The 22,841-nt window shown below is 40.0% G+C and carries 26 protein-coding genes and 1 other annotated feature; of the genes, 22 read left to right on the forward strand and 4 right to left on the reverse strand.

All coding sequences use genetic code 11. The annotated features are described in order from the left end of the window. Nucleotides 1–113: 113 nt before the first annotated feature. From P4V41_RS19095 to P4V41_RS19135, 9 genes are all read left to right on the forward strand, one after another. Nucleotides 114–842: a M23 family metallopeptidase gene (locus P4V41_RS19095; RefSeq protein WP_328086735.1), complete on the forward strand. Its 729-nt coding sequence runs from the start codon at nucleotides 114–116 to the stop codon at nucleotides 840–842. Continuing rightward, on the forward strand, nucleotides 835–1,686 hold the full coding sequence (locus tag P4V41_RS19100; protein WP_328086736.1) for a site-2 protease family protein: 852 nt from the start codon (nucleotides 835–837) through the stop codon (nucleotides 1,684–1,686). The genes P4V41_RS19095 and P4V41_RS19100 overlap by 8 nt, the downstream gene beginning before the upstream one ends. Nucleotides 1,687–1,728: 42 nt before the next feature. Next, complete coding sequence (locus tag P4V41_RS19105) at nucleotides 1,729–3,204, forward strand: Rne/Rng family ribonuclease (protein ID WP_328086737.1); 1,476 nt, start codon at nucleotides 1,729–1,731, stop codon at nucleotides 3,202–3,204. A gap of 46 nt (nucleotides 3,205–3,250) precedes the next feature. Beyond that, nucleotides 3,251–3,323 (forward strand) — a sequence feature (ribosomal protein L21 leader region). A gap of 14 nt (nucleotides 3,324–3,337) precedes the next feature. Beyond that, nucleotides 3,338–3,646, forward strand: coding sequence for a 50S ribosomal protein L21 (gene rplU / locus P4V41_RS19110; RefSeq protein WP_066396525.1), 309 nt, complete (start codon nucleotides 3,338–3,340; stop codon nucleotides 3,644–3,646). Nucleotides 3,647–3,651: 5 nt separating this feature from the next. Further along, nucleotides 3,652–4,005 carry a ribosomal-processing cysteine protease Prp gene (locus tag P4V41_RS19115; RefSeq protein WP_328086738.1) on the forward strand — a complete coding sequence of 118 codons (354 nt, stop codon included), beginning with the start codon at nucleotides 3,652–3,654 and terminating at the stop codon, nucleotides 4,003–4,005. After that, on the forward strand, nucleotides 3,998–4,288 hold the full coding sequence (gene rpmA / locus P4V41_RS19120) for a 50S ribosomal protein L27 (protein ID WP_066239506.1): 291 nt from the start codon (nucleotides 3,998–4,000) through the stop codon (nucleotides 4,286–4,288). The genes P4V41_RS19115 and rpmA overlap by 8 nt, the downstream gene beginning before the upstream one ends. A gap of 128 nt (nucleotides 4,289–4,416) precedes the next feature. Continuing rightward, complete coding sequence (locus P4V41_RS19125) at nucleotides 4,417–4,953, forward strand: Spo0B domain-containing protein (protein ID WP_328086739.1); 537 nt, start codon at nucleotides 4,417–4,419, stop codon at nucleotides 4,951–4,953. An 18-nt stretch (nucleotides 4,954–4,971) separates the two neighbouring features. Beyond that, nucleotides 4,972–6,258: a GTPase ObgE gene (gene obgE / locus P4V41_RS19130; protein WP_328086740.1), complete on the forward strand. Its 1,287-nt coding sequence runs from the start codon at nucleotides 4,972–4,974 to the stop codon at nucleotides 6,256–6,258. 114 nt (nucleotides 6,259–6,372) lie between these two features. After that, nucleotides 6,373–6,819, forward strand: a complete 447-nt coding sequence (locus P4V41_RS19135; protein WP_137788756.1) for an ACT domain-containing protein — start codon at nucleotides 6,373–6,375, stop codon at nucleotides 6,817–6,819. Between the two features lie 39 nt (nucleotides 6,820–6,858). Here the strand turns inward: P4V41_RS19135 and P4V41_RS19140 are convergent, their stop codons facing one another. Continuing rightward, nucleotides 6,859–7,386 (reverse strand): transcription repressor NadR, encoded by a 528-nt coding sequence (locus P4V41_RS19140; RefSeq protein WP_328086741.1) that lies wholly within the window; start codon nucleotides 7,384–7,386, stop codon nucleotides 6,859–6,861. Then, on the reverse strand, nucleotides 7,383–8,534 hold the full coding sequence (locus P4V41_RS19145) for an IscS subfamily cysteine desulfurase (RefSeq protein WP_328086742.1): 1,152 nt from the start codon (nucleotides 8,532–8,534) through the stop codon (nucleotides 7,383–7,385). The genes P4V41_RS19140 and P4V41_RS19145 overlap by 4 nt, the downstream gene beginning before the upstream one ends. Before the next feature lie 97 nt (nucleotides 8,535–8,631). Between P4V41_RS19145 and nadB the strand changes: the two genes are divergently transcribed. The 12 genes from nadB (at nucleotide 8,632) to yajC (ending at nucleotide 19,988) form a co-directional block, all read left to right on the forward strand. Further along, nucleotides 8,632–10,212, forward strand: a complete 1,581-nt coding sequence (gene nadB, locus P4V41_RS19150) for an L-aspartate oxidase (RefSeq protein WP_328086743.1) — start codon at nucleotides 8,632–8,634, stop codon at nucleotides 10,210–10,212. Then, nucleotides 10,166–11,026 (forward strand): carboxylating nicotinate-nucleotide diphosphorylase, encoded by an 861-nt coding sequence (gene nadC / locus P4V41_RS19155; protein ID WP_328086760.1) that lies wholly within the window; start codon nucleotides 10,166–10,168, stop codon nucleotides 11,024–11,026. Before nadB ends, nadC begins: the two co-directional genes overlap by 47 nt. Continuing rightward, nucleotides 11,001–12,098 carry a quinolinate synthase NadA gene (gene nadA, locus P4V41_RS19160; protein ID WP_328086744.1) on the forward strand — a complete coding sequence of 366 codons (1,098 nt, stop codon included), beginning with the start codon at nucleotides 11,001–11,003 and terminating at the stop codon, nucleotides 12,096–12,098. The genes nadC and nadA overlap by 26 nt, the downstream gene beginning before the upstream one ends. Before the next feature lie 136 nt (nucleotides 12,099–12,234). Continuing rightward, entirely contained in the window at nucleotides 12,235–13,815 is a 1,581-nt protein-coding gene (locus tag P4V41_RS19165; RefSeq protein WP_328086745.1) for a LysM peptidoglycan-binding domain-containing protein, read from the forward strand. Further along, entirely contained in the window at nucleotides 13,808–14,788 is a 981-nt protein-coding gene (locus P4V41_RS19170; protein WP_328086746.1) for a hypothetical protein, read from the forward strand. The genes P4V41_RS19165 and P4V41_RS19170 overlap by 8 nt, the downstream gene beginning before the upstream one ends. A 72-nt stretch (nucleotides 14,789–14,860) precedes the next feature. Further along, nucleotides 14,861–15,448, forward strand: a complete 588-nt coding sequence (locus P4V41_RS19175) for a YhcN/YlaJ family sporulation lipoprotein (protein WP_328086747.1) — start codon at nucleotides 14,861–14,863, stop codon at nucleotides 15,446–15,448. 216 nt (nucleotides 15,449–15,664) lie between these two features. Next, entirely contained in the window at nucleotides 15,665–16,258 is a 594-nt protein-coding gene (ruvA, locus tag P4V41_RS19180) for a Holliday junction branch migration protein RuvA (RefSeq protein ID WP_328086748.1), read from the forward strand. 14 nt (nucleotides 16,259–16,272) lie between these two features. After that, complete coding sequence (gene ruvB / locus P4V41_RS19185; RefSeq protein WP_153237745.1) at nucleotides 16,273–17,274, forward strand: Holliday junction branch migration DNA helicase RuvB; 1,002 nt, start codon at nucleotides 16,273–16,275, stop codon at nucleotides 17,272–17,274. Then, on the forward strand, nucleotides 17,271–17,462 hold the full coding sequence (locus tag P4V41_RS19190) for a DUF2905 domain-containing protein (protein ID WP_328086749.1): 192 nt from the start codon (nucleotides 17,271–17,273) through the stop codon (nucleotides 17,460–17,462). The genes ruvB and P4V41_RS19190 overlap by 4 nt, the downstream gene beginning before the upstream one ends. 18 nt (nucleotides 17,463–17,480) lie before the next feature. Beyond that, complete coding sequence (queA, locus tag P4V41_RS19195) at nucleotides 17,481–18,509, forward strand: tRNA preQ1(34) S-adenosylmethionine ribosyltransferase-isomerase QueA (RefSeq protein WP_328086750.1); 1,029 nt, start codon at nucleotides 17,481–17,483, stop codon at nucleotides 18,507–18,509. A 17-nt stretch (nucleotides 18,510–18,526) separates the two neighbouring features. Then, the gene (tgt, locus tag P4V41_RS19200) at nucleotides 18,527–19,669 is read left to right on the forward strand and encodes a tRNA guanosine(34) transglycosylase Tgt (RefSeq protein ID WP_328086751.1); all 1,143 of its coding nucleotides are present in this window, start codon (nucleotides 18,527–18,529) and stop codon (nucleotides 19,667–19,669) included. Nucleotides 19,670–19,718: 49 nt separating this feature from the next. Then, nucleotides 19,719–19,988 (forward strand): preprotein translocase subunit YajC, encoded by a 270-nt coding sequence (gene yajC / locus P4V41_RS19205; RefSeq protein ID WP_328086752.1) that lies wholly within the window; start codon nucleotides 19,719–19,721, stop codon nucleotides 19,986–19,988. Nucleotides 19,989–20,012: 24 nt separating this feature from the next. Here yajC and P4V41_RS19210 read toward each other — a convergent pair whose 3' ends face one another. After that, the gene (locus tag P4V41_RS19210; protein WP_328086753.1) at nucleotides 20,013–20,402 is read right to left on the reverse strand and encodes a TIGR04086 family membrane protein; all 390 of its coding nucleotides are present in this window, start codon (nucleotides 20,400–20,402) and stop codon (nucleotides 20,013–20,015) included. A gap of 189 nt (nucleotides 20,403–20,591) precedes the next feature. On the opposite strand from P4V41_RS19210, the gene P4V41_RS19215 reads away from it, so the two are divergent. Beyond that, entirely contained in the window at nucleotides 20,592–21,251 is a 660-nt protein-coding gene (locus P4V41_RS19215; protein ID WP_328086754.1) for a DUF421 domain-containing protein, read from the forward strand. A 19-nt stretch (nucleotides 21,252–21,270) separates the two neighbouring features. Here the strand turns inward: P4V41_RS19215 and spoVB are convergent, their stop codons facing one another. Then, a complete protein-coding gene (gene spoVB, locus P4V41_RS19220; RefSeq protein ID WP_328086755.1) occupies nucleotides 21,271–22,821 on the reverse strand; it encodes a stage V sporulation protein B in 1,551 nt (516 codons plus the stop codon). Nucleotides 22,822–22,841 lie beyond the last annotated feature (20 nt).

Here is a 22,841-nt window from a genome sequence, read left to right on the forward strand (position 1 = left end):
AGAGCATACGTAAATCTTTATTTTCAAGCTGTACAAATCAACAAACCATTTACTCATATCTCCAACGGACAAGTCATAGGATGTACATATATGAGAAAAATGGAGGAACGGTTATGAAAAATAGAGCAGATGAAATCCGAAAGAAGTACGGTAATATTTCTAAGAACGGCACCTCAAAAGAAAGTAGTTCGGTCATCTCGTCTAGGGACGAACCGGAGAAATCTCATCCTCTATTCAACCGTCATGCAATGTTAATGCAAATTATGTTTTCTATTATTTTATTCTTAATTGTAGGAATCGCTTTTAAGAATAATAATGAACATACGGTTCAAGCGCAAAAATTTATTAAACACGTATATCAAGATGAGTTTCAGTTTGCTGCAGCTAAAGATTGGTATGAAGATAAGTTTGGAAAACCATTAGCCTTATTTCCGAAAGATAAGCTGCAGAAAGAAAAGAAATCAGAAGAAGTTAGTGAAGTTTTTGCTGTTCCTGCAGACGGAAAGGTGTATGAGACTTTCAGTGCGAACGGTAAAGGAATCGTTATTGAAACGGGCAAAGAGGAAGATGTTGAAACATCGAAAAGTGGTTATATTGTTTATGCTGGAAAAAAAGATGACTTGGGTTATACCGTAATTATTCAACACTCTGATGAACAAGAATCGTGGTATGGAGACCTTAAAGAGATTGATAAGTCCATAAAATTATATAATTACGTAGAAAGCGGTACACGATTAGGTAAAGTATCTGGAAGTAAGGATGGGAAGTCTGGTAAATTTTACTTTGCGATTAAAAAAGACAAGAGCTTTATTGATCCTAGCAAGGTGATTGATATTGATTAAATTAATAATGGAATTCATGCGAAAAATAAAGATTAATCCCGCCTTTTGGGTTGTGATTTTCGGTGCGATCTACACAGGGCATTTTAGGGAGATCATCGTTTGGTTTTTCGTCGTTCTTATTCATGAGATGGGTCATTTTGCAGGTGCCCGTCTTTTTAATTGGAGAATTTCAAGAATAGATCTTCTTCCTTTCGGAGGCGCCGCCGTAGTTGAAGAACATGGAACACGTCCTATTCACGAAGAGGTCTGGGTAGCTGTCCTTGGTCCGTTACAACACATTTGGCTTACAGGTGTAGCTTTTGTTTTAAGCCAGACTAACCTCATCTCTGCGGGTGATTTTTATTGGTTTTTTATTTTGAATCTAACGCTATTTTTATTTAATCTTCTTCCGATATGGCCACTAGATGGTGGGAAGGTAATATTCGCTCTTATCACAAAATGGATGCCCTACAGGGTCGCACAACAAAAATTTTTAATAGGATCTGGAGCTTTGTTGGTAATAGGCGGTGCATGGCAGCTTTCTCTACAGCCATCGCATTTGAACATGTGGATAATCTGTCTTTTCTTAGGCTTAGCTCATATCCTTGAATGGCGAAGGAGACATTATGTATTCATGCGGTTCTTGCTGAACACAATGCAGCAAACAAGTAAAAAAGGTACTCGTACGATTATCGTACCCCCAACATGGTCACTTTCAAAAGTCACTCACCACTTGGTAAAAGGAGTTTCACATTCTATAGTTATTAAGAACCTTAATCTTACAACCATTAATGAAAAACAACTTTTACAAGCTTATTTTCATATTCATTCGCCTGAGTGTGCAATCGGAAAAGTTTTTCGTTAGAATAGGATACAGAGCGAAAAACAGGGAGATGTGAATGGAACGATGCAACGCGTAATAATCAATGCAGTAGGAATAGAAAAACGTACAGCGTTAATGGAGAATGAAAAACTTATAGAATGTGCAATTCATAGACCAACTAAAAGTCCGTTAACAGGAAACATCTATAAAGGAAAAGTTCAAAAGGTATTGCCTGGCATGCAAGCTGTGTTTGTAGATATTGGAACAAGCAAGAACGGCTTTCTTCATAAAGACGATTTGCCTGCTTATCAACAGCTCTCAGTTGAGGATCAAAAGAAAGTATCCATCTCAAGCCTTATAAAAGAAGGAGAATCGGTACTTGTTCAAGTCGTCAAAGAAGAGACTGGAGATAAAGGTGCCAAATTAACAGCTCTTATCTCGTTTACAGGTCATCTGCTCGTATATTTTCCATTCACTCCTCACGTTGGAATATCAAAAAAGATAAAAGATTCTCAGCGCGCGATGCTGCAAGACTGGGGAGATTCTGTTACAAGTGATAAAGAAGGCTTGATTATTCGCACAGGTTGTGAAGATTTTCCTGAGCGCGAAATGAATCAAGAGCTTGAAAGTCTTCGAAGACAATTGAATGAAGTACAAAAATGCTCAGATGGTAAAAAAGCACCTGCTCTAATCGTGCAACCTCATTTTTTTTATCCGCTCTTAGAGAGATGGCTTAATTTTAAGGTGGAAGAAATTTTAGTCGATGATTATGAAACGTATCAGCATGTCAAAGAATATGCGGCTTCATTCCGAAATCCATTTTCTGTTAATCTGTATAATGAAAAAGAGCCTCTTTTTCGTAAATTTGGAATCGACATAGACCTTGAAAAAACACTTTCTCCCCTAGTATGGTTAAAGAATGGGTCTTCACTATATTTTAATGTGACAGAAGCACTAACTGTGATAGATGTGAATACCGGAAAATTCACTGGAAAAAAAGATCGGTCTAAGACTGTTGTTGAGGCAAATAAAATCGCTGCAAAAGAAATAATGAAACAGCTTCGATTACGTAATATTGCCGGCATGATCGTCATTGACTTTATAACGATGCAATCAAATGAAGACAAAGAACAAATCAACAAAGTTATGCGAGAAGCATTAATGAATGATTCTTCAACTATGATTCTTCATGGTTTTACCAAAATGGGCTTGTTTGAAATGACTAGAAAAAAAGAGAGACCTTCATTACTTGAGACTCTTGCTACAAGGTTCGATCGCCATATGATGGATGGGTATATCCTGCGCCCAGAAACGTTTTATTATGAGATGGACCGTATTATGAAAGAATACACATACGAAGATGATGAGGCTTTATGGATGGAAGTGCCTCAACACTTTTCAGAATGGCTAAAAAAGAATCCTGACAAGCTAAAACTTTTAGAGAAACAGCATGATGTGAGAGTGATTGTATCTATCGGTTCGTCAAACCGGGAAATGGCAGTCAGACATTCAGGAAAAACAGATGAAATAAGAAGCAGGATGTTAAAAGATTCACATTGACATGAGGGTGCCAAACATGGTATCCTTTTTTCGTTAGTGTTTGGAGCACCCGCTCCAACCGCACAGACCAGGTTTTAAGTATTTTATATACACCTGGGATGGCGAGTCTGAGTATAAGAGGAGGTGCACGTTGATGTACGCAATTATTCAAACTGGTGGTAAGCAAGTTCGAGTTGAAGAAGGTCAAGCGATCTATGTTGAAAAACTAGATGTTGAAGCTGGAGCGTCAGTAACATTCGAGGATGTATTGATGGTAGGTGGAGATAGCTTGAAAGTAGGAGCTCCTTTAGTTGAAGGTGCTACAGTTACGGCAACAGTTGAAAAACATGGCCGTGGCGAAAAAGTGGTTGTCTACAAGTTTAAGGCGAAGAAGAACTACCGTCGTAAGCAAGGACACCGTCAACCATACACAAAAGTTGTGATTGAAAAAATTAACGGGTAATTCTCATGATTCTAGTTTCTATATACAGGAACAAAGATCAAGACATACTTTCGTTTACGATGGAAGGACATGCTGATTATGCTCCACATGGCCAAGACTTGGTTTGTGCAGCAGCTACAGCGGTGTCGTTCGGTACGATCAATGCGATAGAAAAGCTTTGCGGCTATGAGCCAGAAGTAACTACTCATGAAGATGGTGGTTTTCTAACGTTAACCGTACCGGGTAATCTTAATGATTCTATACATCAAAAAACACAGTGGCTTTTGGAAGGCATGATTGTATCCCTTGCTTCAATTGAAGAAGGATACAGCGAGTATATAAAATTGACTGAACATGAAGGAGGTGCAACGAATGCTTAAATTAAACCTTCAATACTTTGCCTCTAAAAAAGGGGTAGGTAGCACAAAGAATGGTCGTGACTCACAGTCTAAGCGTCTAGGCGCTAAGCGTGCTGATGGACAATTCGTTTCTGGTGGTTCAATTCTTTACCGTCAACGTGGTACTAAGATCTATCCTGGTACAAACGTAGGTAAAGGCGGAGATGACACACTATTTGCTAAGGTAGACGGAGTTGTACGTTTCGAACGTTATGGCCGTGACCGCAAAAAGGTAAGTGTTTACCCAATCGCGCAAGAAGCGTAAGAGGGAGATGAAAACTCTAACCAGATTGGTTAGAGTTTTTTCTTTGCTTTGTGAGAGTATTAAGTACTGCGCTAAATTTGTTGGTGTAAGGTATAGCCCTATTAAAAGGAAAGGCTAGGAGTGCGATGATGTCAAACAAATGGACAACTGTCGATCTTTTGCGCCACGCCAGGCATGACTGGCTAAACCAGCTACAGCTTATAAAAGCAAACCTATCACTTGGCCGCACAGAGCGGGCAAAAGAGATTATGAATGAAGTTATTGAACTATCACGGGAAGAATCAAGAATCTCTAACCTGAAAACCCCGAATTTATCGGAGTACTTATTAACATATAATTGGTTGAAGCATCCGGTGAAATTGTATGGAAAAGTAAATGGTGAAAGCGGGGATTTCAGCTTATTTGAAGAGGAATTGTTACATACTACGAAAGAAGTATGCGATGTGTTGAATAATTCCATTTCGGGTTATGATGAATACTCACTTACTGTTACATTTGATCCTGCAGTTCTTCGAGTCTGTTATACCTTTCAAGGAGCGCTAACAGATGAGAAGGATACGTATGAAGTATTGAGGAATATTTTTTCAACACATAAAAGCATGTTACTCATCGAAAGCTATAATCAGGAAAATAAGTGTTATTTTGATATTCAGTTAACTTCTTAATGGAAGGAGGAGAATGAAATGTTTGTCGATCAGGTCAAGATTTATTTAAAAGCAGGTGACGGCGGAAACGGGATGGTTGCATTTCGCCGTGAAAAATACGTTCCAGACGGTGGTCCTGCTGGCGGTGACGGAGGAAAAGGAGCAAACGTAATCTTTGAAGTTGAAGAAGGCTTACGAACGCTTATGGACTTTCGTTACAATCGTCATTTTAAAGCCCCTCGAGGTGAACATGGTATGTCTAAGGGCATGCATGGAAAAAAAGCGAACGATATGATTGTTAAAGTTCCTCCTGGTACTGTCGTGACAGATGCCAATACAGGAGAGACGATTGCTGACCTCGTACATCATCAGCAGCAAGCAATCATCGCTAAAGGTGGTCGAGGCGGCCGAGGAAACACTCGTTTTGCTACTCCTGCAAATCCGGCTCCGGAAATTGCTGAGAATGGTGAACCAGGTGAAGAACGAGAAGTAACATTAGAATTGAAAGTCTTAGCTGACGTAGGATTAGTTGGTTTTCCGAGTGTAGGGAAATCGACCTTCTTATCGATCGTTTCAGCAGCGAAGCCGAAAATTGCTGAGTACCATTTTACAACGATCACTCCTAACTTAGGTGTTGTTGCTGTAGAAGATGGAAGAAGCTTTGTAATGGCTGATCTACCAGGTTTGATTGAAGGTGCTCACGAAGGTATTGGACTCGGTCATCAATTCTTAAGACATATCGAACGAACACGTGTTATTCTACATGTTATCGACATGTCTGGAATGGAAGGACGAGATCCTTATGATGATTTCGTTAAAATTAACGATGAACTTAATCAGTACAACATGCGATTGATGGAACGTCCTCAAATTGTTCTAGCCAACAAAATGGACATTCCAGGTGCTGAAGAAAACCTTGAGATCTTCAAAGAAAAAGTAGGAGAAGACGTAAAAGTATTCCCAATTTCTGCGATTTCTCGTCAAGGTATTAGAGAGGTGCTTTTCACAACAGCAGATACTCTTGAAGTAACACCTGAGTTCCCGCTCATCCATGACGATGGCGGAGAACAACAAAGGGTTCTATATAAGCACGAAAAAGAAGATGCTGGCTTCTATATTACTCGTGACCCTGCAGGTACTTTTGTTATCAATGGTCCGAAGATAGAAAAGTTGTTTAAGATGACTGACTTTTCTCGAGAAGAAGCAACAAAGCGTTTTGCAAGACAAATGCGTACTCTTGGTGTAGACCAAGCGTTACGTGATCGCGGAGCAGAGCATGGCGATGTTGTTCGAATCTTAAAATATGAGTTCGAATTTATCGATTAAAAGAAGGCAGCCTATTCTGTAGGCTGTCTTTTTTATACAAATGTCCACGTGAGATAGACATAATAGACTAATCCTATTATAATGAAGGTAAGAAAGTCACCGGAGGAAAGCTAAATGAAAAATGATCAGCAATATTATATGGTAAGAGAAGATGTTTTGTCGGAATCCATGCAAAAAGCGTTGGAAGCAAAGTCTCTCTTAGATCGAGGAAAAGTAAAAACAGTCGCAGAAGCTGCAGAAAAAGTTGGGTTGAGCAGAAGTGCATTTTACAAATACCGCGATGGAATCTTTCCGTTTCATACGATGGTAAAAGAGAAGATTATAACACTTTCCATCCACCTTGAAGACAGATCCGGTGCCCTGTCGAGCCTGTTAACAGTTGTTGCTTCCCAAGGGTGCAACGTACTAACGATTAATCAGACGATCCCCTTACAGGGACGTGCACATATTACATTGACAATTGAAACGAACATGCTTCAAGGAGATATGAAGGACTTGTTAAGCACATTAAATCGTATGGAAACGGTAGAACGAGTTGAAGTAGTAGGAACCGGCGCCTAAAAAAATCCCTGGCTGATACAGCTAGGGATTTTTTTACGCTTATAACAAAAAACCTTTTTCCTTTAAGGCGCCACAAACTTCATCGAGTTTTTCTTCAGAGTCTGATGAGAGAGTGTGCATGTGAATGCCTTCTGTTAATTCACTTAAAAGGCTAGCATTCGTGTCTCTTAGTCGTTTAATGAGATCTTCAACATCTTTTCTCGTGGAGAGTTTAAGTGAAGCCTTGATATCTCCATAAACAGGGTGTTCAACAGTAACATCTTCTACTGTAACACCATAATCCACGATCGTTAATAGTTCACTCGTAGTTTCTTCTGGTGAATGATTGGCAGCAATCACTCGAGAGAATTGTTTTTTTGAGTCGTTCTTTAAATAAATATAGCCTTGAGCTGTTGCCATGATTGGCTCACCACTGGCTTTTAAAAGTGACATGTCTTGTACGATAACCTGTCTGCTAACATTGGTTTTAGTGGCGAGAATCGAACCACTAAGTGGCTTATCAGCTTTCAGCAGCCAAGTTATGAGCTGCGAACGTCTTTCATCACCTTTTAATTTCTCGTTGCTCATCTTGTAATTACCTCGCTAACAGATCTGAATGTATTTGTTATTTCAATAAGTGCTTTTCCAAGTAAAGCAATTTCTTCAGAAGTCGTTTGATGACTGGTTGATATTCTAACCAATTCATGAGCTTCACTTTCAGTTCTTCCAAGTGCAAGTAAGGTTTTAGAAGGTGCTTGCCGTCCGTTCTTGCATGCTGATCCTGTGGAAACAGCGATTTTTAATCGGTCCAGCTCTTGCATGACGATTTGGCCTTCCATCCCTTTTGCACGGATTGGTATGATAAAAGGAGAGCTGTCGTCATTGCCTTCAAAGATTATGGTCTTATCTGATAGTATAGACGATTTTAGTTGTTTTCGCATGTTAACAGCATGCTGATAGTGTTCTTTCTGTAGGTAGGATGCCTCTTCTGCTGCTGTAACAAAAGCGACAATGGATGGGAGATCGACTGTACCTGCACGGAATCCACGTTCATGTGTGACTTCAGAAAGAAGAGGTGCTATATGAACAGATGGTGAGATGTATACGGCACCAGTTCCCTTTGGTCCGTTTATCTTATGTGCAGACATTGTAAAAGCATCAATACTCATAGAATGAAAATAACTTTTATCCCATTTTCCGAATGATTGAACGCAGTCACTATGAAACAAAACACCGCGATTTTTTAAAAGCTCACCGATTTCTTTAATGTCCTGCACGATTCCCGTCTCACTGTTCACATGCTGAATAGTGACTAGTATGGTATCTGGACGAATAGAGGACAGCAACGTTGTGATCGGCATCTTCCCATTTTTTTGTACGGGTATTCTTGTTATCTCGTAACCACTCTCCTCTAACAATCTAAGAACATAATCAACAGAAGAATGTTCTACATTAGAAGAGATGATGTGCTTCCCTTTATAGTTTGCTCCATTCGCTAATGAAGTAATAGCTAGAAAATTACCATCAGAGCCCCCGCCTGTAAAATAGATTCCTTCACTTTCTTTCTTTAACAACTCAGCTAAAGAACATCGGGCATGTTCTAATAAATCACGAGCTGCTAGACCACCTTCATGTAGACTCTCAGTATTTTGAAAATATGATTTTGATGTTTGAACAAAAGCGTTCAGAGCTGATTCGGACAGGGGTGTAGTTGCTGCATAATCAAGATATATCAAGGTTTCCACCTCAGTTTTAATAAAATAGTTGTATCTAGTTTAAATCTATGTAAATATAGGTGTCAAGACACGTGTAAAGTTGAGGTGTTTTGTGTATATGAAACATAACGAAGCAGATGTTCTAATTGTCGGCGGTGGAATTGCTGGTTTGATGGCTGCTGAATATTTAAGTTCGTATAAGAATGTGATAGTTATCACAAAGTTTTCTGCAGAGAAATCAAATTCTTTTTTAGCTCAAGGTGGAATTTCTGCAGCAATAGATGAAGAGGACTCTTGGGCGGAGCATTTTTTAGATACGCTTAAGGCAGGGCACCACCATAATGATCAAGAGGCGGTCAAACAACTAGTTAAAGAAGGAGAAAGTGTCGTTCGCACACTTGCTGAGTGGGGAGTGAACTTTGATAGACATGAGAACGGGTCTTTTGTTTTAGGTAAAGAAGGCGGACATAACCGGAACCGCATCGTTCATGCTGGAGGAGATCAAACAGGTAAGAAAGTGATTGAAGCCCTAATACGAAGAGTTAGTAAAAATGTTAAAATTGTCAGCCACCAATATGCAGTGGACTTAATCATTCAAGACCATAAGTGTATTGGTGTGTATTGTAAAGATGATGAAAATCAAACCACTATCTTTCAAGCGAAAAATACGATATTGGCAGGTGGTGGTTATGCGGGGATATATGGAACGACTTCTAATGCATTTGGATCGGATGGGAGCGTTCTATGTATGGCATACCGAGCAGGTGTTGAACTCTCAGACTTAGAGTTTGTTCAATTCCATCCAACCCTTTTATCAGGTAGAGTTCCATCAGGGTTGATCACTGAAGCAGTGCGAGGACAAGGTGGAATATTGATCAACTCAAGTGGAGTTCCTTTTATGAAGGATGTACATCCATTAAAAGACCTTGCACCGAGAGATATCGTATCGAAGAGGCTGTTTCAAGAAATTCATGTACACGGTGAGAAAGTGTTCTTAGATATTTCGACAATTAAAGATTTTAGAAGTAAATTTCCTGGAGTAACAATGCTTTGCACAAAAGCAGGTATCGATCTAAATAAAGGATTGATCCCAGTATCTCCTGGTGCTCATTTTACGATGGGTGGAATCGTTACAGATCAAAGCGGTAAGACCTCGTTGAAAGGGCTATATTCGATTGGAGAGTGTGCCAATACCGGTGTACATGGTGCTAATCGATTAGCGAGTAATTCTCTCCTCGAAGGAGCTGTTTTTGCAAAAGCGGCGGCAAACGATATCCTTTCATCTGAGGTAACGGAATTGAAGCCTGCGCCTTTTAAAAGAATGAAGAAGCTCGAACAGAATTCAATACAGCTTGACGGTCTCTTGCAAGAAAACGAGATTCACCATCTAATGGATAAATATGCGGGAATCGTAAGAAGTAAAAAAGAACTAATGAGTGCGTCAAAAACCTTAGATCTAGGTTCGTGGAGACCTGATCTGATCAGTGAACCACTCCCTATTATTAAGAGGTTCAATATGCAAACAATCGCATGGTTGACTATAACAAGTTGTCTTAAGCGTGAAGAAAGCAGAGGAAGTCATTATCGAAATGATTTTCCATCTCAGAAAAATGAATGGAACACCAAAAAATTGATAAGGAGTTTGTGGCATGATGAATCCTTTATTGCTGAAAAAACAGCTGCAGGAATTTTTAATTGAAGATATAGGATCAGGAGACTTGTCAGCGTCTCTTTTTGAAGATCATACAGAAGTCACCGCAAGCATTATAGCCAAAGAAAATGGAGTATTTGCAGGTGGACAAATCTTGTCTATAGGGTATGAGTTGCTAGATAGAACAGTACAAACAAGAATCTTCGTCAACGAAGGAGAACAGTTTGAAGCGGGAACATTGTTAGCTGAGGTCACGGGTAGAAGACAAAGTGTTTTATCAGGTGAAAGAGTGATTCTAAACCTGCTTCAGCGTCTCTCGGGTATAGCGACGATTACGGCAAAAGCTGTTGATTGTTGCGAAGGTGGAACTCGTATTTGTGATACACGAAAAACGACACCTGGTCTTAGGATGTTTGAAAAGTATGCTGTTCGATGCGGAGGAGGATACAACCACAGGTTCGGGCTCTACGATACGGTGATGTTAAAGGATAACCATTTGGCAGGATTTCCATCTATTCGGGAAGCGGTTGAAACGGCGCGTAAAAAGTGTGGTCACACAGTGAAGATAGAAGTGGAAACAGAGACGGAAGAACAAGTGATCGAAGCGGTTTTAGCTGGTGCAGATATTATCATGTTTGATAACTGTAGCCCCCAAGAGATCAAACAAAGACTTACACATGTGCCCTCGAGTATTATTACTGAAGCTTCTGGAGGAATTACTCTGGATGAAATAAAGGAATATAGTGAAGCAGGTGTTGATTATATTTCTCTCGGTTACTTAACCCATTCTTATAAAGCACTGGATATTAGCATGAATGTTAAAGGAGTTGTAAAACATGACTTTACTAAAAACTTTTTCTAAACCAAACACATTACCGGATCGATATAGCACCATGTCAGTTGAAGAGATGGAAGCTAGGGTTCTAGAGATTAAAAGCAGTCTAGGAACACGTTTATTCCTTCCAGCCCATCATTATCAAAAAGATGAAATTGTTCAATTTGCAGATGTTACAGGTGATTCTCTTCAGCTTGCCAAAATTTCAGCGGAGAATAAAGATGCTGATTTTATCGTATTCTGTGGTGTCCATTTTATGGCTGAAACAGCAGACATGTTGAGCACAGACAATCAGACTGTAATTCTTCCGGATTTGAAAGCTGGTTGTTCTATGGCTGATATGGCTAATATTCATCAAACAGAGAGAGCTTGGATCGAACTTCAAAAGCTCTTTGGAGATACGATTCTACCCTTAACCTATGTGAACTCAACTGCGGAGATAAAAGCGTTTTGTGGAAAAAATGGTGGGGCTACTGTGACTTCTTCGAATGCTAAAGAGATGGTGAGCTGGGCGTTTGATCAAAAAGATAGGTTGCTGTTTCTTCCTGATCAGCATCTAGGAAGAAATACCGCTTTTGATCTAGGGATTCCACTTGAAGATATGGCAATCTGGGATCCAATTTCAAACAAATTAATCTATGAAGGTACGAACATTGAACAAATCAAAGTGATTCTTTGGAAGGGGCATTGTTCTGTTCATGAAAAATTTACTGTGGAACAGATTACCGACTTTAGAGAGAACCATTCGGAGTTCCAAATTATTGTTCATCCTGAATGTACGCATGAAGTTGTGAGAGCTAGTGATTTGAACGGATCTACTCATTTTATTATTGAGACGATCAAACATGCAGAACCAGGAACAAGCTGGGCTGTTGGAACTGAAATGAATCTTGTAAACCGGTTAGCTCAACAGTTCAGTGACAAGAAAATCGTCTCATTAAACCCACATCTATGTCCTTGCCTTACGATGAACCGTATCGATCTGCCACACCTGCTGTGGTCGCTAGAAAATATTATAGATGGAAACCTTGAAAACGTAATTAAGGTTGATGAAGAAACAAAAAAATACGCAATCACAGCTTTAAACCGAATGATGTAGTGTTTCTCCCCCTGTCATAACCTACTTTTGTAAGGCATAAATTGATAAAGGAATAATGTCACTTCTAATACGATGTAGCAATATGCCCAAATGTTCATATACTGTAAGGAAATTTGGCAGGAGGGAGTTTTGCAACGTGAGAATACACATTGTGCAAAAAGGGGACACACTCGACAAAATTGCTGAAAAATATGATGTACCAGTGAATGAATTAAGAAAAGCAAATCCAGGGTTCTCCAAAACAGATGTAATTGAACGGGGGGAAAAGATTAAAATCCCCATCAAGATGCCTGGTATGAAAAAAGAGCAGCCTATTGTACCGGTTAAAGAAAAACCGGTTGCTCCTGTTCAAGAGGCTCCAAAGCCAGCACCGGTTAAGCCTGCTCCAAAGAAACCAGCTCCAATAAAACAAGAAAAGAAACCAGCACCAATGAAGCCGGCACCATTAAAGCCTGCACCAACAAAGATGGAAAAGAAAGACGCACCAATGAAAAAAGATGCCCCTATGAAAAAAGACGTTCCAATGAAAAAAGACACGCCAATGAAAAAAGATGTTCCTATGTTAAAAGATCAACCGATGAAAGCGCCGATGAAGCAGCCCATGGCACCTATTCATGACAAGGACTTTGCTGGGATGGTGGAGTCGTCAAATCTTGGACATTATGTGCCAATGGGATATCCAAATCAACAACCAAACATAGCGAATATGCCAAATATGGCGAATCAACCAAACATAGCGAACATGCCGAATATGGCAAATCAGCCGAACGTGGCAAGCAAGCATGGGATTTATGCAGGAAAAGATGGCTATCCGCCCAATAAACATCCATTTTTGATGGAAGAATCATCTGGAATGATGCAAAACATGTATGGTTCTATTCCACCAATGTTTCCAAAACCACAAACCTATTCTCAAATGCCACAGGGTTATGGAATGATGCCTCCACAAGGTTTCAGTGGAATGCCACAACTCTATGGTGGTGGATATCCACAAGGTGGGCAACAAGGCGGAGGTAGCATGCAGCAAGGAGGCTCTATGCCTTTTGGAGAATATCCTGATTCGGATATGGACCAAATGCCGGCAGGAGAATACACACCTGGTGGACAACAACAAGGTATGCAGGATATGCAAATGGGTATGCAACAACCAGGATCAATGGGCATGACTCTGGGTATGCCGCAAGGATTTAGCGGTATGCCTCAGATGGGTCAAATGGGAATGGGTATGATGCCACAAGGTGGAGGAATGCCACAGATGGGCCAGATGGGTATGATGCCAGGAGGAATGCCACAGATGGGCCAGATGGGTATGATGCCAGGAGGAATGCCACAGATGGGTCAAATGGGTATGATGCCAGGAGGAATGCCAGGGATGGGTCAGATGGGCATGATGCCACAGGGTGGTGGAATGCCAGGAATGGGTCAGATGGGTATGATGCCACAGGGTGGTGGAATGCCAGGGATGGGTCAGATGGGCATGATGCCACAGGGTGGTGGAATGCCAGGAATGGGTCAGATGGGTATGATGCCACAGGGTGGTGGAATGCCAGGAATGGGTCAGATGGGTATGATGCCACAGGCTGGAGGAATGCCTGGAATGCCAGGGATGCCAGGGATGCCTCAACAAATGCAGCAAGGAATGCCTAATCCATATTCACAAGCACAATCTCGTGAATTAGATGAGAATTCTACGGAAGAAACGGAAGAAGATGAATAGGGACGTAAGGGACGATTTCCAAGGAGATCGTCTTTTTTTAAAAAAGATGAATGAACTAGGGCTTGAAGTGATTGATTTTGGTTTTTTTCGTGAGAACGTTATCTGGATTAAAACCAAACAAGGTAAATATGTATTAAAAGGGTTCAACAGATCAGAAACATGCAGCAAGCAATTAAAACTTTCTAAATTGTATCATGGACAAAACCCAAGAATTATGGGTACTTATACCGCATATCCAAATCAGAAAAAAACGGTTCAATTCGGTAAATACATTTGGGCAATCATGCCATTCTATAAAGGAGAAGGTCTTCATTTTGGTAAAATGGACGACGTTAAAGCTGGAGTAGAAGCAATCAGCCGTTTTCATTCTTTTTCAAAAAATATACCGGTACCAATCTATGAACAATTGTCTACGTACTCTTTATTTAAAAAATGGAGTGACAGATTGGACGCTTTTAAATTTCATTCGAAATCAGCAAATTGGAATCATCAAATGCAGCCGCTAATTTCAGATATAATCATGTGGGGAGAATGGAGTTTAAACCAGTTTGATCATGCAGCTGTTGAAAAGCTAGAAAATAAAGCATATAAGAAAAAAGAAATTACACATGGTGATGTTGCACCGCATAATTTTGTGAAATATAAGGATAAGGGTACGTATCTAATTGATTTTGATCTTTTTGCAGCAGTTCCCCAAGCTTTTGATTGGTTGCAATATGCAAATCGTATCTTACCATTTTGGCATTGGTCTTATGCAAAGATGGAAGAGGTAGGAAATGAAGATTTCTTAAAGTGGTTTACCAAAAGGTGGTTCGTAATATGTTTGGTATTTCCTACAGACCTCTATCGAGAATGGAACAGGGCTCTTAAGACGGGTGACAAGGAAATGATTGATGCAGTAACGAGGTTCACATTACGTGACTTTTCCCACAGGAAAAAATTTATTGAAAAGATAATGAAGAGGATGAGTTAACGATCATCCTACATTTAACAGATTATTTCGAGCCTTCTTCTGCCAAGCTAATGGTGAAAGGAGGTTTTTCCATTGAACTTTTTAGGGAAATCACTTACCGTAACAATTTTAGCTGTAGGTCTCGTAGGCTGTAACGGTGTAAATGAATCACAGGATAAGAAGGATAACGATGTTCGACCGATTGGTTACTACACCAATGAGGGAGATAATCGTGGTGATCTTGACCGTGGTAATGGATTTATTTCTGATATGGCTGATCGAGATATAAATGATCATAATGCAACTTACCATGAAGATTATGATGGTAAACTTGCTGAACGAATCGCGGGTAAGGTCAACAACATTCGTGGAGTAGACGATGCTCACGTTATTCTAGAGGATAACAACGTCATTGTAGGAGTAGACACGGATGAAAAGAAGAAGACTGAACTGACGAAAAAAGTTAGAGAGATCACTTCGAGATTGGCACCTAATCGTGATGTGAAGATTGTAGCTGATCGCGATATGGTTAACCGCATTGAGAACGTTGATAACAATCTGCGAGATGGCCGTGCTTACACGGAAGTTGAATCAGATGTTCGCGGAATTAGCAACGATATCGTAAATGCCGGCAGTGACCTTGGAAATGCGATAAAACGTCCTTTCGAAAACAACCGCTAGTATGAAAGAACTGTCAGAAGTTAAATCAACTTTTGAACAGTTCTTTTTTTTATGAGTTTAAAATGAAGCTTGAAATAGTGATGGCTGAGGTTGATTCATGAAAATTGATCGATTTTTAAGCCGAATCAAGCAATCAGTCAAAGATAAATGCGATTTTCTATGATACAATAAAGAATAGAAACATACGCTCGTGTTTAGCGTTAGGGAGAGAAGAAGTTGATTGAAAGCATATCTGGAAATGTAGAATACATAACAGCAGAATATATTGTCATAAACAATACTGGTATCGGATATAAAGTCTTATGTCCAAACCCTTTTATTTATAAGTTAAATGAGCAAAAGACGGTCTATACGTATCAATATGTACGAGAAGATGTTCTTGCACTTTACGGTTTCAAAAACCGTAAAGAGCGTGATTTATTTTTAAAATTATTAAATGTTTCAGGGATAGGTCCTAAAGGAGCACTTGCTATCGTAGCGTTTGGCCAGCCTGAACAAGTTGTAAATGCGATTGAACAGGAAGATGAAAAGTTTCTAACAAAGTTTCCTGGGGTAGGAAAGAAAACCGCTCGCCAGATGATATTAGATTTGAAAGGCAAGCTCTCGATTTTTGCAGATGTTGAATTTACAGAAGGGCTGTTTGCTGATGTTGAACTAGAAAGTGATGAACTCGACGAGGCAATTGAGGCACTTGCTGTTTTAGGTTATGGCAGAAAAGAAATTCAAAAGATTCTTCCTGATTTGAAAAAAGAGAAGATGTCAGCAAACGAATATGTAAAGACGGCATTAAAGAAGTTAATGAATTCATAAGGACGTGAGGATGTATGGAAGAGAGAATTGTTTCTTCAGAGGAACGTCAAGATGAAGCAAATATCGAGTTAAGCCTGCGCCCTGAACTTTTAGACGAGTATATTGGACAAACCTCCGTAAAAGACAATCTACGGATCTTTATTAAAGCTGCAAAACTTCGTAACGAGCCTCTCGATCATGTCCTGTTGTATGGCCCTCCTGGTCTTGGGAAGACGACTTTGGCATCGATCATTGCAAACGAGATGGAAGTTAATTTGAGAACAACAAGTGGTCCAGCTATTGAACGGCCCGGGGACTTGGCGGCCATCCTAACTTCTTTAGAACCAGGTGATGTATTATTTATCGATGAAATTCATCGATTGTCTCGTGCTATTGAAGAGATTTTATATTCGGCAATGGAGGACTTTTGCTTAGATATCGTTATCGGAAAAGGAGAGGTTGCAAGGTCTGTGAGACTAGACCTGCCTCCTTTCACATTGATCGGTGCGACCACAAGAGCGGGTTCTTTATCGGCTCCTCTCCGAGATCGTTTCGGTGTGCTCGCAAGGTTAGAATATTATAAGCCAGATGAACTAGGTGAGATTGTAAGGCGTACAGGTGATGTCTTTGGGGTTAGAGTGGATGATTTATCAGCTGAAGAAATCGCGAGAAGATCAAGAGGTACACCGAGGATTGCAAATCGTTTGTTACGTCGAGTCAGGGATTTTGTGCAGGTTGAAGGCAAAGATACGATTTCTTTGCCAATCTGTCAGAAAGCATTGGAGCTTCTTCAAGTAGACCGTTTAGGTTTAGACCATATTGACCATAAATTATTACTAGGGATCATTCACACGTATAAAGGCGGTCCTGTAGGTCTAGAGACCATTTCGGCTACAATAGGTGAAGAGTCGATGACGATTGAAGACGTTTATGAGCCGTATCTTCTTCAGATTGGCTTTTTACAACGTACTCCACGCGGACGAATGGTAACAGAACAGGCCTATCAATATTTTGGACTGGAGGCGTCTGCAGATTGAACCGGCTGTTAATCGTTGCAGGAATCGTTCTAATTATTATAGGATTAGTAGGGACGTATATAGGAAAACTTCCTGGAGATATGATATGGAAAAAAGGAAACACAACTGTCTATTTTCCAATCGTGACGTCTATTATCGTTAGTATTGTACTTTCCTTGATCTTCATGATTATAGGTCGATTTAAATAGAAAGCAGGAATACATGACATGAACGTAAATGATTTTGATTTCAATCTGCCTGAGGAACTAATTGCGCAAACACCGCTTGAGAACCGCACTTCCTCACGACTGATGGTCTTAGATAGATCACAAGAAACAATTGAACATAAACATTTTTATGACTTAAAAAACTATTTAAAAGCAGGAGACTGTCTTGTTTTAAATGACACGCGTGTTCTTCCGGCAAGACTTTTTGGGCAAAAATCGGATACAGGCGGAAAAGTTGAAGTGCTTCTATTAAAAGAAGAAGGCAACGATACTTGGAAAACGTTAGTTAAGCCAGCAAAAAGAATAAAACCTGGAACGGAAATTTCCTTTGGAGACGGCCGATTAAAAGCAGTTTGTACAGGTGAGAGTGATCACGGAGGTAGACAGCTTAAGTTTATCTACAATGGAATTTTTTACGAACTGCTCGATGACCTTGGTCAGATGCCTCTTCCACCATATATAAAGGAACAGTTAGAAGAAAAAGATCGCTATCAGACAGTTTATGCTGTACATCAAGGTTCTGCAGCTGCCCCAACCGCTGGGTTGCATTTTACTACAGAATTGATCGAAGAGATCAAATCTATTGGTGTACATGTTACGTTTATTACTCTTCATGTAGGTTTAGGTACGTTTCGTCCTGTTAGTGTAGAAAATGTACTTGAGCATGACATGCATGCGGAATTTTATCAGGTCACTAAAGGAACAGCTGAACTTTTAAATGGGGTTAAAGAGGCCGGAGGAAGAATTATTACCGTTGGAACGACAAGTACACGAACGCTTGAAACGGTAGCGAATAAATTTGATGGCAAGTTTGAAGAAGATTCTGGTTGGACAGATATCTTTATCTATCCTGGTTATACGTTTAAGGCGATTGATGGATTGATTACGAACTTCCATCTTCCAAAATCAACATTAATCATGTTGGTGAGCGCATTAGCCTCAAAAGATTTCGTTTTAAGAGCATATCATGAAGCCGTCGAAGAAAAGTATCGCTTTTTCAGTTTCGGTGACGCGATGCTTATACTTTAAGGGGGATATATTTTAAGATGAAACCAGCAGTAACATACGAATTAATAAAAACGTGCAAACAATCAGGTGCGAGATTAGGGAAGGTTCATACTCCACACGGAACATTTGAAACACCTATCTTCATGCCGGTGGGAACATTAGCAACAGTAAAAACGATGAGTCCAGAAGAACTAAAAGAGCTTGGAGCAGAGATCATTCTGAGCAATACGTATCACCTATGGTTACGCCCAGGACATGATATCGTAAAAGAAGCTGGTGGGCTTCATAAATTTATGAACTGGGATCGTCCGATTCTTACGGATTCAGGAGGATTTCAAGTCTTTTCCTTAAGTGACCTGAGAGAGATTAAAGAAGAGGGAGTTCACTTCAGAAACCATCTGAGCGGTGAAAAGCTTTTCTTAAGTCCTGAAGGTGCGATGGAGATTCAGAACGCACTAGGTTCTGACATTATGATGGCGTTTGATGAGTGTCCACCATATCCTGCAGAATATGATTATATGAAAGCTTCTGTTGAACGTACAAGTCGCTGGGCTGAGCGCTGCTTAAAAGGACATGCAAGGCCAGAGGATCAAGCCCTTTTTGGTATCGTGCAAGGTGGAGAATACGAAGAACTTCGGAAACAGAGCGCACGAGATTTAGTATCGCTCGATTTCCCGGGTTATGCAGTTGGTGGCCTATCTGTAGGTGAACCAAAAGATGTGATGAACCGTGTCTTAGATTTCACAACTCCACATCTTCCAGAAAACAAACCTCGTTATCTGATGGGAGTAGGCTCTCCTGATTCGCTTATCGATGGAGCGATTCGCGGGATCGACATGTTTGACTGTGTACTGCCGACTCGTATCGCTAGAAATGGAACATGTATGACGAGTGAAGGAAGGTTAGTGGTTCGTAATGCGAAGTATGCACGTGATTTCCGTCCGATCGACGAAAATTGCGACTGTCATGTATGCCGAACATACTCTAGAGCTTATATTCGTCACCTTGTAAAAGCGAACGAAACATTTGGTTTCCGATTAACAAGTTACCATAACCTTTATTTTTTGGTAAACTTAATGAAGCAAGTTAGACAAGCGATCATGGAAGACAGACTTCTGGATTTTAGAAATGAATTCTTTGAAATGTACGGATTCAATAAACCGAACGCACGGAATTTCTAAAACGTTCTGTCATAAACAAATAGTAACTTATAGAAAGGGGTGAAATAGTATGGGAAACCTTGGAGGAATATTGCCAATTATCTTGATGTTTGCGATTTTTTATTTTTTGTTGATCAGACCGCAGCAAAAGAGACAAAAAGCTGTTCGTGAGATGCAGTCTAGCCTTAAAAAAGGTGACAAAGTTGTAACAATCGGTGGATTACACGGAACACTAGACAGCATTGATGATAACATCGCTGTTATTCGTTCGAACGATGGCGCAAAATTAACATTTGATCGTAATGCAATCCGTGAAGTAAAAGAAGAAGCAGCATTATAACAAAAAGACCCGTTCATACGGGTCTTATTTATATGTTTGTTTATGACTGCTTAAGTTCACACCCATAATTCCACCGATAATTGCTAATAAAAGAAAAAGTCCATGATACATATACTGAGAAGAGTTAAACGTACTTTGATAGCCTAAGTATTGAACTAGAAAAACAAGAAAAGAAAACAAAAGACTTGTACCTCCACCTAACAGCCAACCTTTACTCTGTCCTTTCTTTCCAGAAATCAATCCCCCTATAAATAATGATAAAAAAGAAAGACCCACAGTCACCCATTTCAACGACGCTTCTGTCAAACCTGTAAACCGCAGCAAAAGAGAGAGCACTAAACTGCAAAGCATGATCATTAAAAGTACAGCAATCAGACCCCGTCCCATAGAAGACGCCATATGTTTAATCCCCATTTTTGATCCTCCTTATCCCTAGAAGCTTTCTATATACTTTATTCAGACTCCGTAAAAATTAGAAGTACAAGCAAGCATTTTCCCACTCGCTTCCATTGATTTATATTTGGCAAATCCTGCGTAACATTTTTTTTCATATCTGTGCCACACTAACTAATGGAATGAACAAAGTATGGAAGGAGGGGAATCATGGAACTGTACACGATTGTTTTTAGAACGCTTTTTATCTATTTCTTAATCATGGTGGTCTTTCGACTGATGGGTAAGCGCGAGATGGGACAATTATCGATCATTGACTTTGTTGTTTCGATCATGGTCGCAGAGTTAGCTGTTATCTCCATCGAAGATCCTACGATTCCCATGTTGAATTCCCTCGTATCCATTTTTATCTTGTTAAGTATCCAGCTCATATTAGCACTTGTTTCATTAAAGAGCAGGAAAATGAGAGAAATTGTCGATGGTAAACCTTCTTTAATCATTAAAGAAGGACAAGTGGATGAACATGAGATGAAGAAGCAACGTTATAACTTTGATGATCTTTTAACACAATTGCGGGAGAAGAATATTAGAAGCTTGAATGAAGTTGAATTTGGAATTTTAGAAACAACAGGCAAGCTCTCAATTATAAAAAAAGAGGCTGATTCTGATAATATACCGATTCAAATGGTTCTGCCTCTTATATTGGACGGAAAAATTTTAGATGATAATCTTGAAAAGATGGACAAGACAACGTTTTGGTTAAGGCAAGAGTTGAAAAAAATAGGGTTTAAAGAGATAAAAAACATTTCGTTCTGTACACTTAATGAAGATGGTACATTGTATGTCGACGAATTGAACAGCAAAAAATAAAACAGCCTAATTGGCTGTCTTAAATCCATCTTTTTATGAGAGGTATATGTTTAAGATCTTCCTTACCTAAGAGCTTAAAGAAGATGAGAACAAACAAATAGATAGCACATGTTGCCGTCACACATATCGTTAGACCTTGCAGTGGAGGAAATTGAGGCATCATGTATCGATACAGGTAAACAGCTCCTCCTCCTGTAATAAAAATGGAAATCAGACATAAAACAAAATCTTTTACTACGATCGTATAACTGATGGCTTTGATGACTGTAGCAAAATGAAGCAGGGTAACGACGACAATACTAATTACGATCCCGAGTGCTGCTCCCATAATTCCGAATTCAGGTCGTGTAGCTAGAGCGAATATCGCTGTTAATTTAACTAGTGCTCCAATAAGACTGTTAATCATCGCGGAACGTGCAAGATTTAATGCTTGAAGTACAGCTTGCAACGGACCTTGGAAATAAAGGAAAAAGAAAAATGGTGTCATGATTTTTACATAGGATGCGGAAGCAGGTGAATCATACATCAAGTCCATGATCGGAACCGCATATACATACATCACAACGGCTGCAATACCACCAGATAACATGGAGAGTCTAAGCGCTTGGTTTAAGCGATGTTCGATCAAGTGGTATTTTTTTTGTGCGTTCGCTTCACTGATGGCAGGTACTAAAGAGATAGAAAGCGAATACGTAATGAACGTTGGTAGAAACAATAGTGGGATAACATAGCCTGCAAGTTCCCCGTACTGCGCGGTGGCAACAGCTGTGGTGATACCAGCAATCGCTAAACTATTTGCCACAACGATTGGTTCAAAAAAATAGGAAACAGAACCGATCAATTGACTTCCCGTTGTAGGTAGTGCGATATTCAGGAGGTCTTTCATCGTTTCATGACCTTGCTTCAGCTGCTTAAAAAAACCTTTTCGAATACGCATCTTCTTTTTTACTTTGAACATGGAAAACATATAAAGAAGTGATGCGAGCTCACCGATAATAACAGAGATCATCGCGCCAGCTGCTGCGTATTGTACGCCATATGGCAGGAATAAACCTGTCAATAATGCGACGAGAGCAATTCTGACTACCTGTTCGATAACCTGCGAGTAAGCAGAGGGTCTCATGTTCTGCAGACCTTGAAAGTATCCTCTCAAAACCGAGGAGACCGCAATCACAGGGACTACAGGAGCGATGGCGAGCAACGGCCAGATCGTACGGTCATCTGTAAAGAAATATTCAGCTAATAACGGAGCAACGATAAACAAAGCGATCGTGATCACAATGCTCAAAATTCCTGTGATGGCTAAAGATACGATCAAGATTTTTCTTACTTTAGAACGATCTCCAGTTGCGTCTGCTTCTGCTACAAGTTTTGATATGGCGATCGGCAGCCCAAGCCTTGTTAAAGTTACGGCTAATAAGAATGTAGGGACTGCCATCATATAGAGGCCGACACCTTCGTGACCCATGACCCTGGCCATGACGATTCGATTTACGAAACCGAGTATCTTCGTTACAAGTCCTGCTAGTATGAGTAGGATCGTTCCTTGCACGAGTGTTTGTTTTGTCATTTTAACCTGTCCTTTCTTGG

The organism is Fictibacillus nanhaiensis, assembly GCF_036213205.1.
In the GTDB taxonomy this organism is placed as follows: domain Bacteria; phylum Bacillota; class Bacilli; order Bacillales; family Fictibacillaceae; genus Fictibacillus; species Fictibacillus nanhaiensis_E.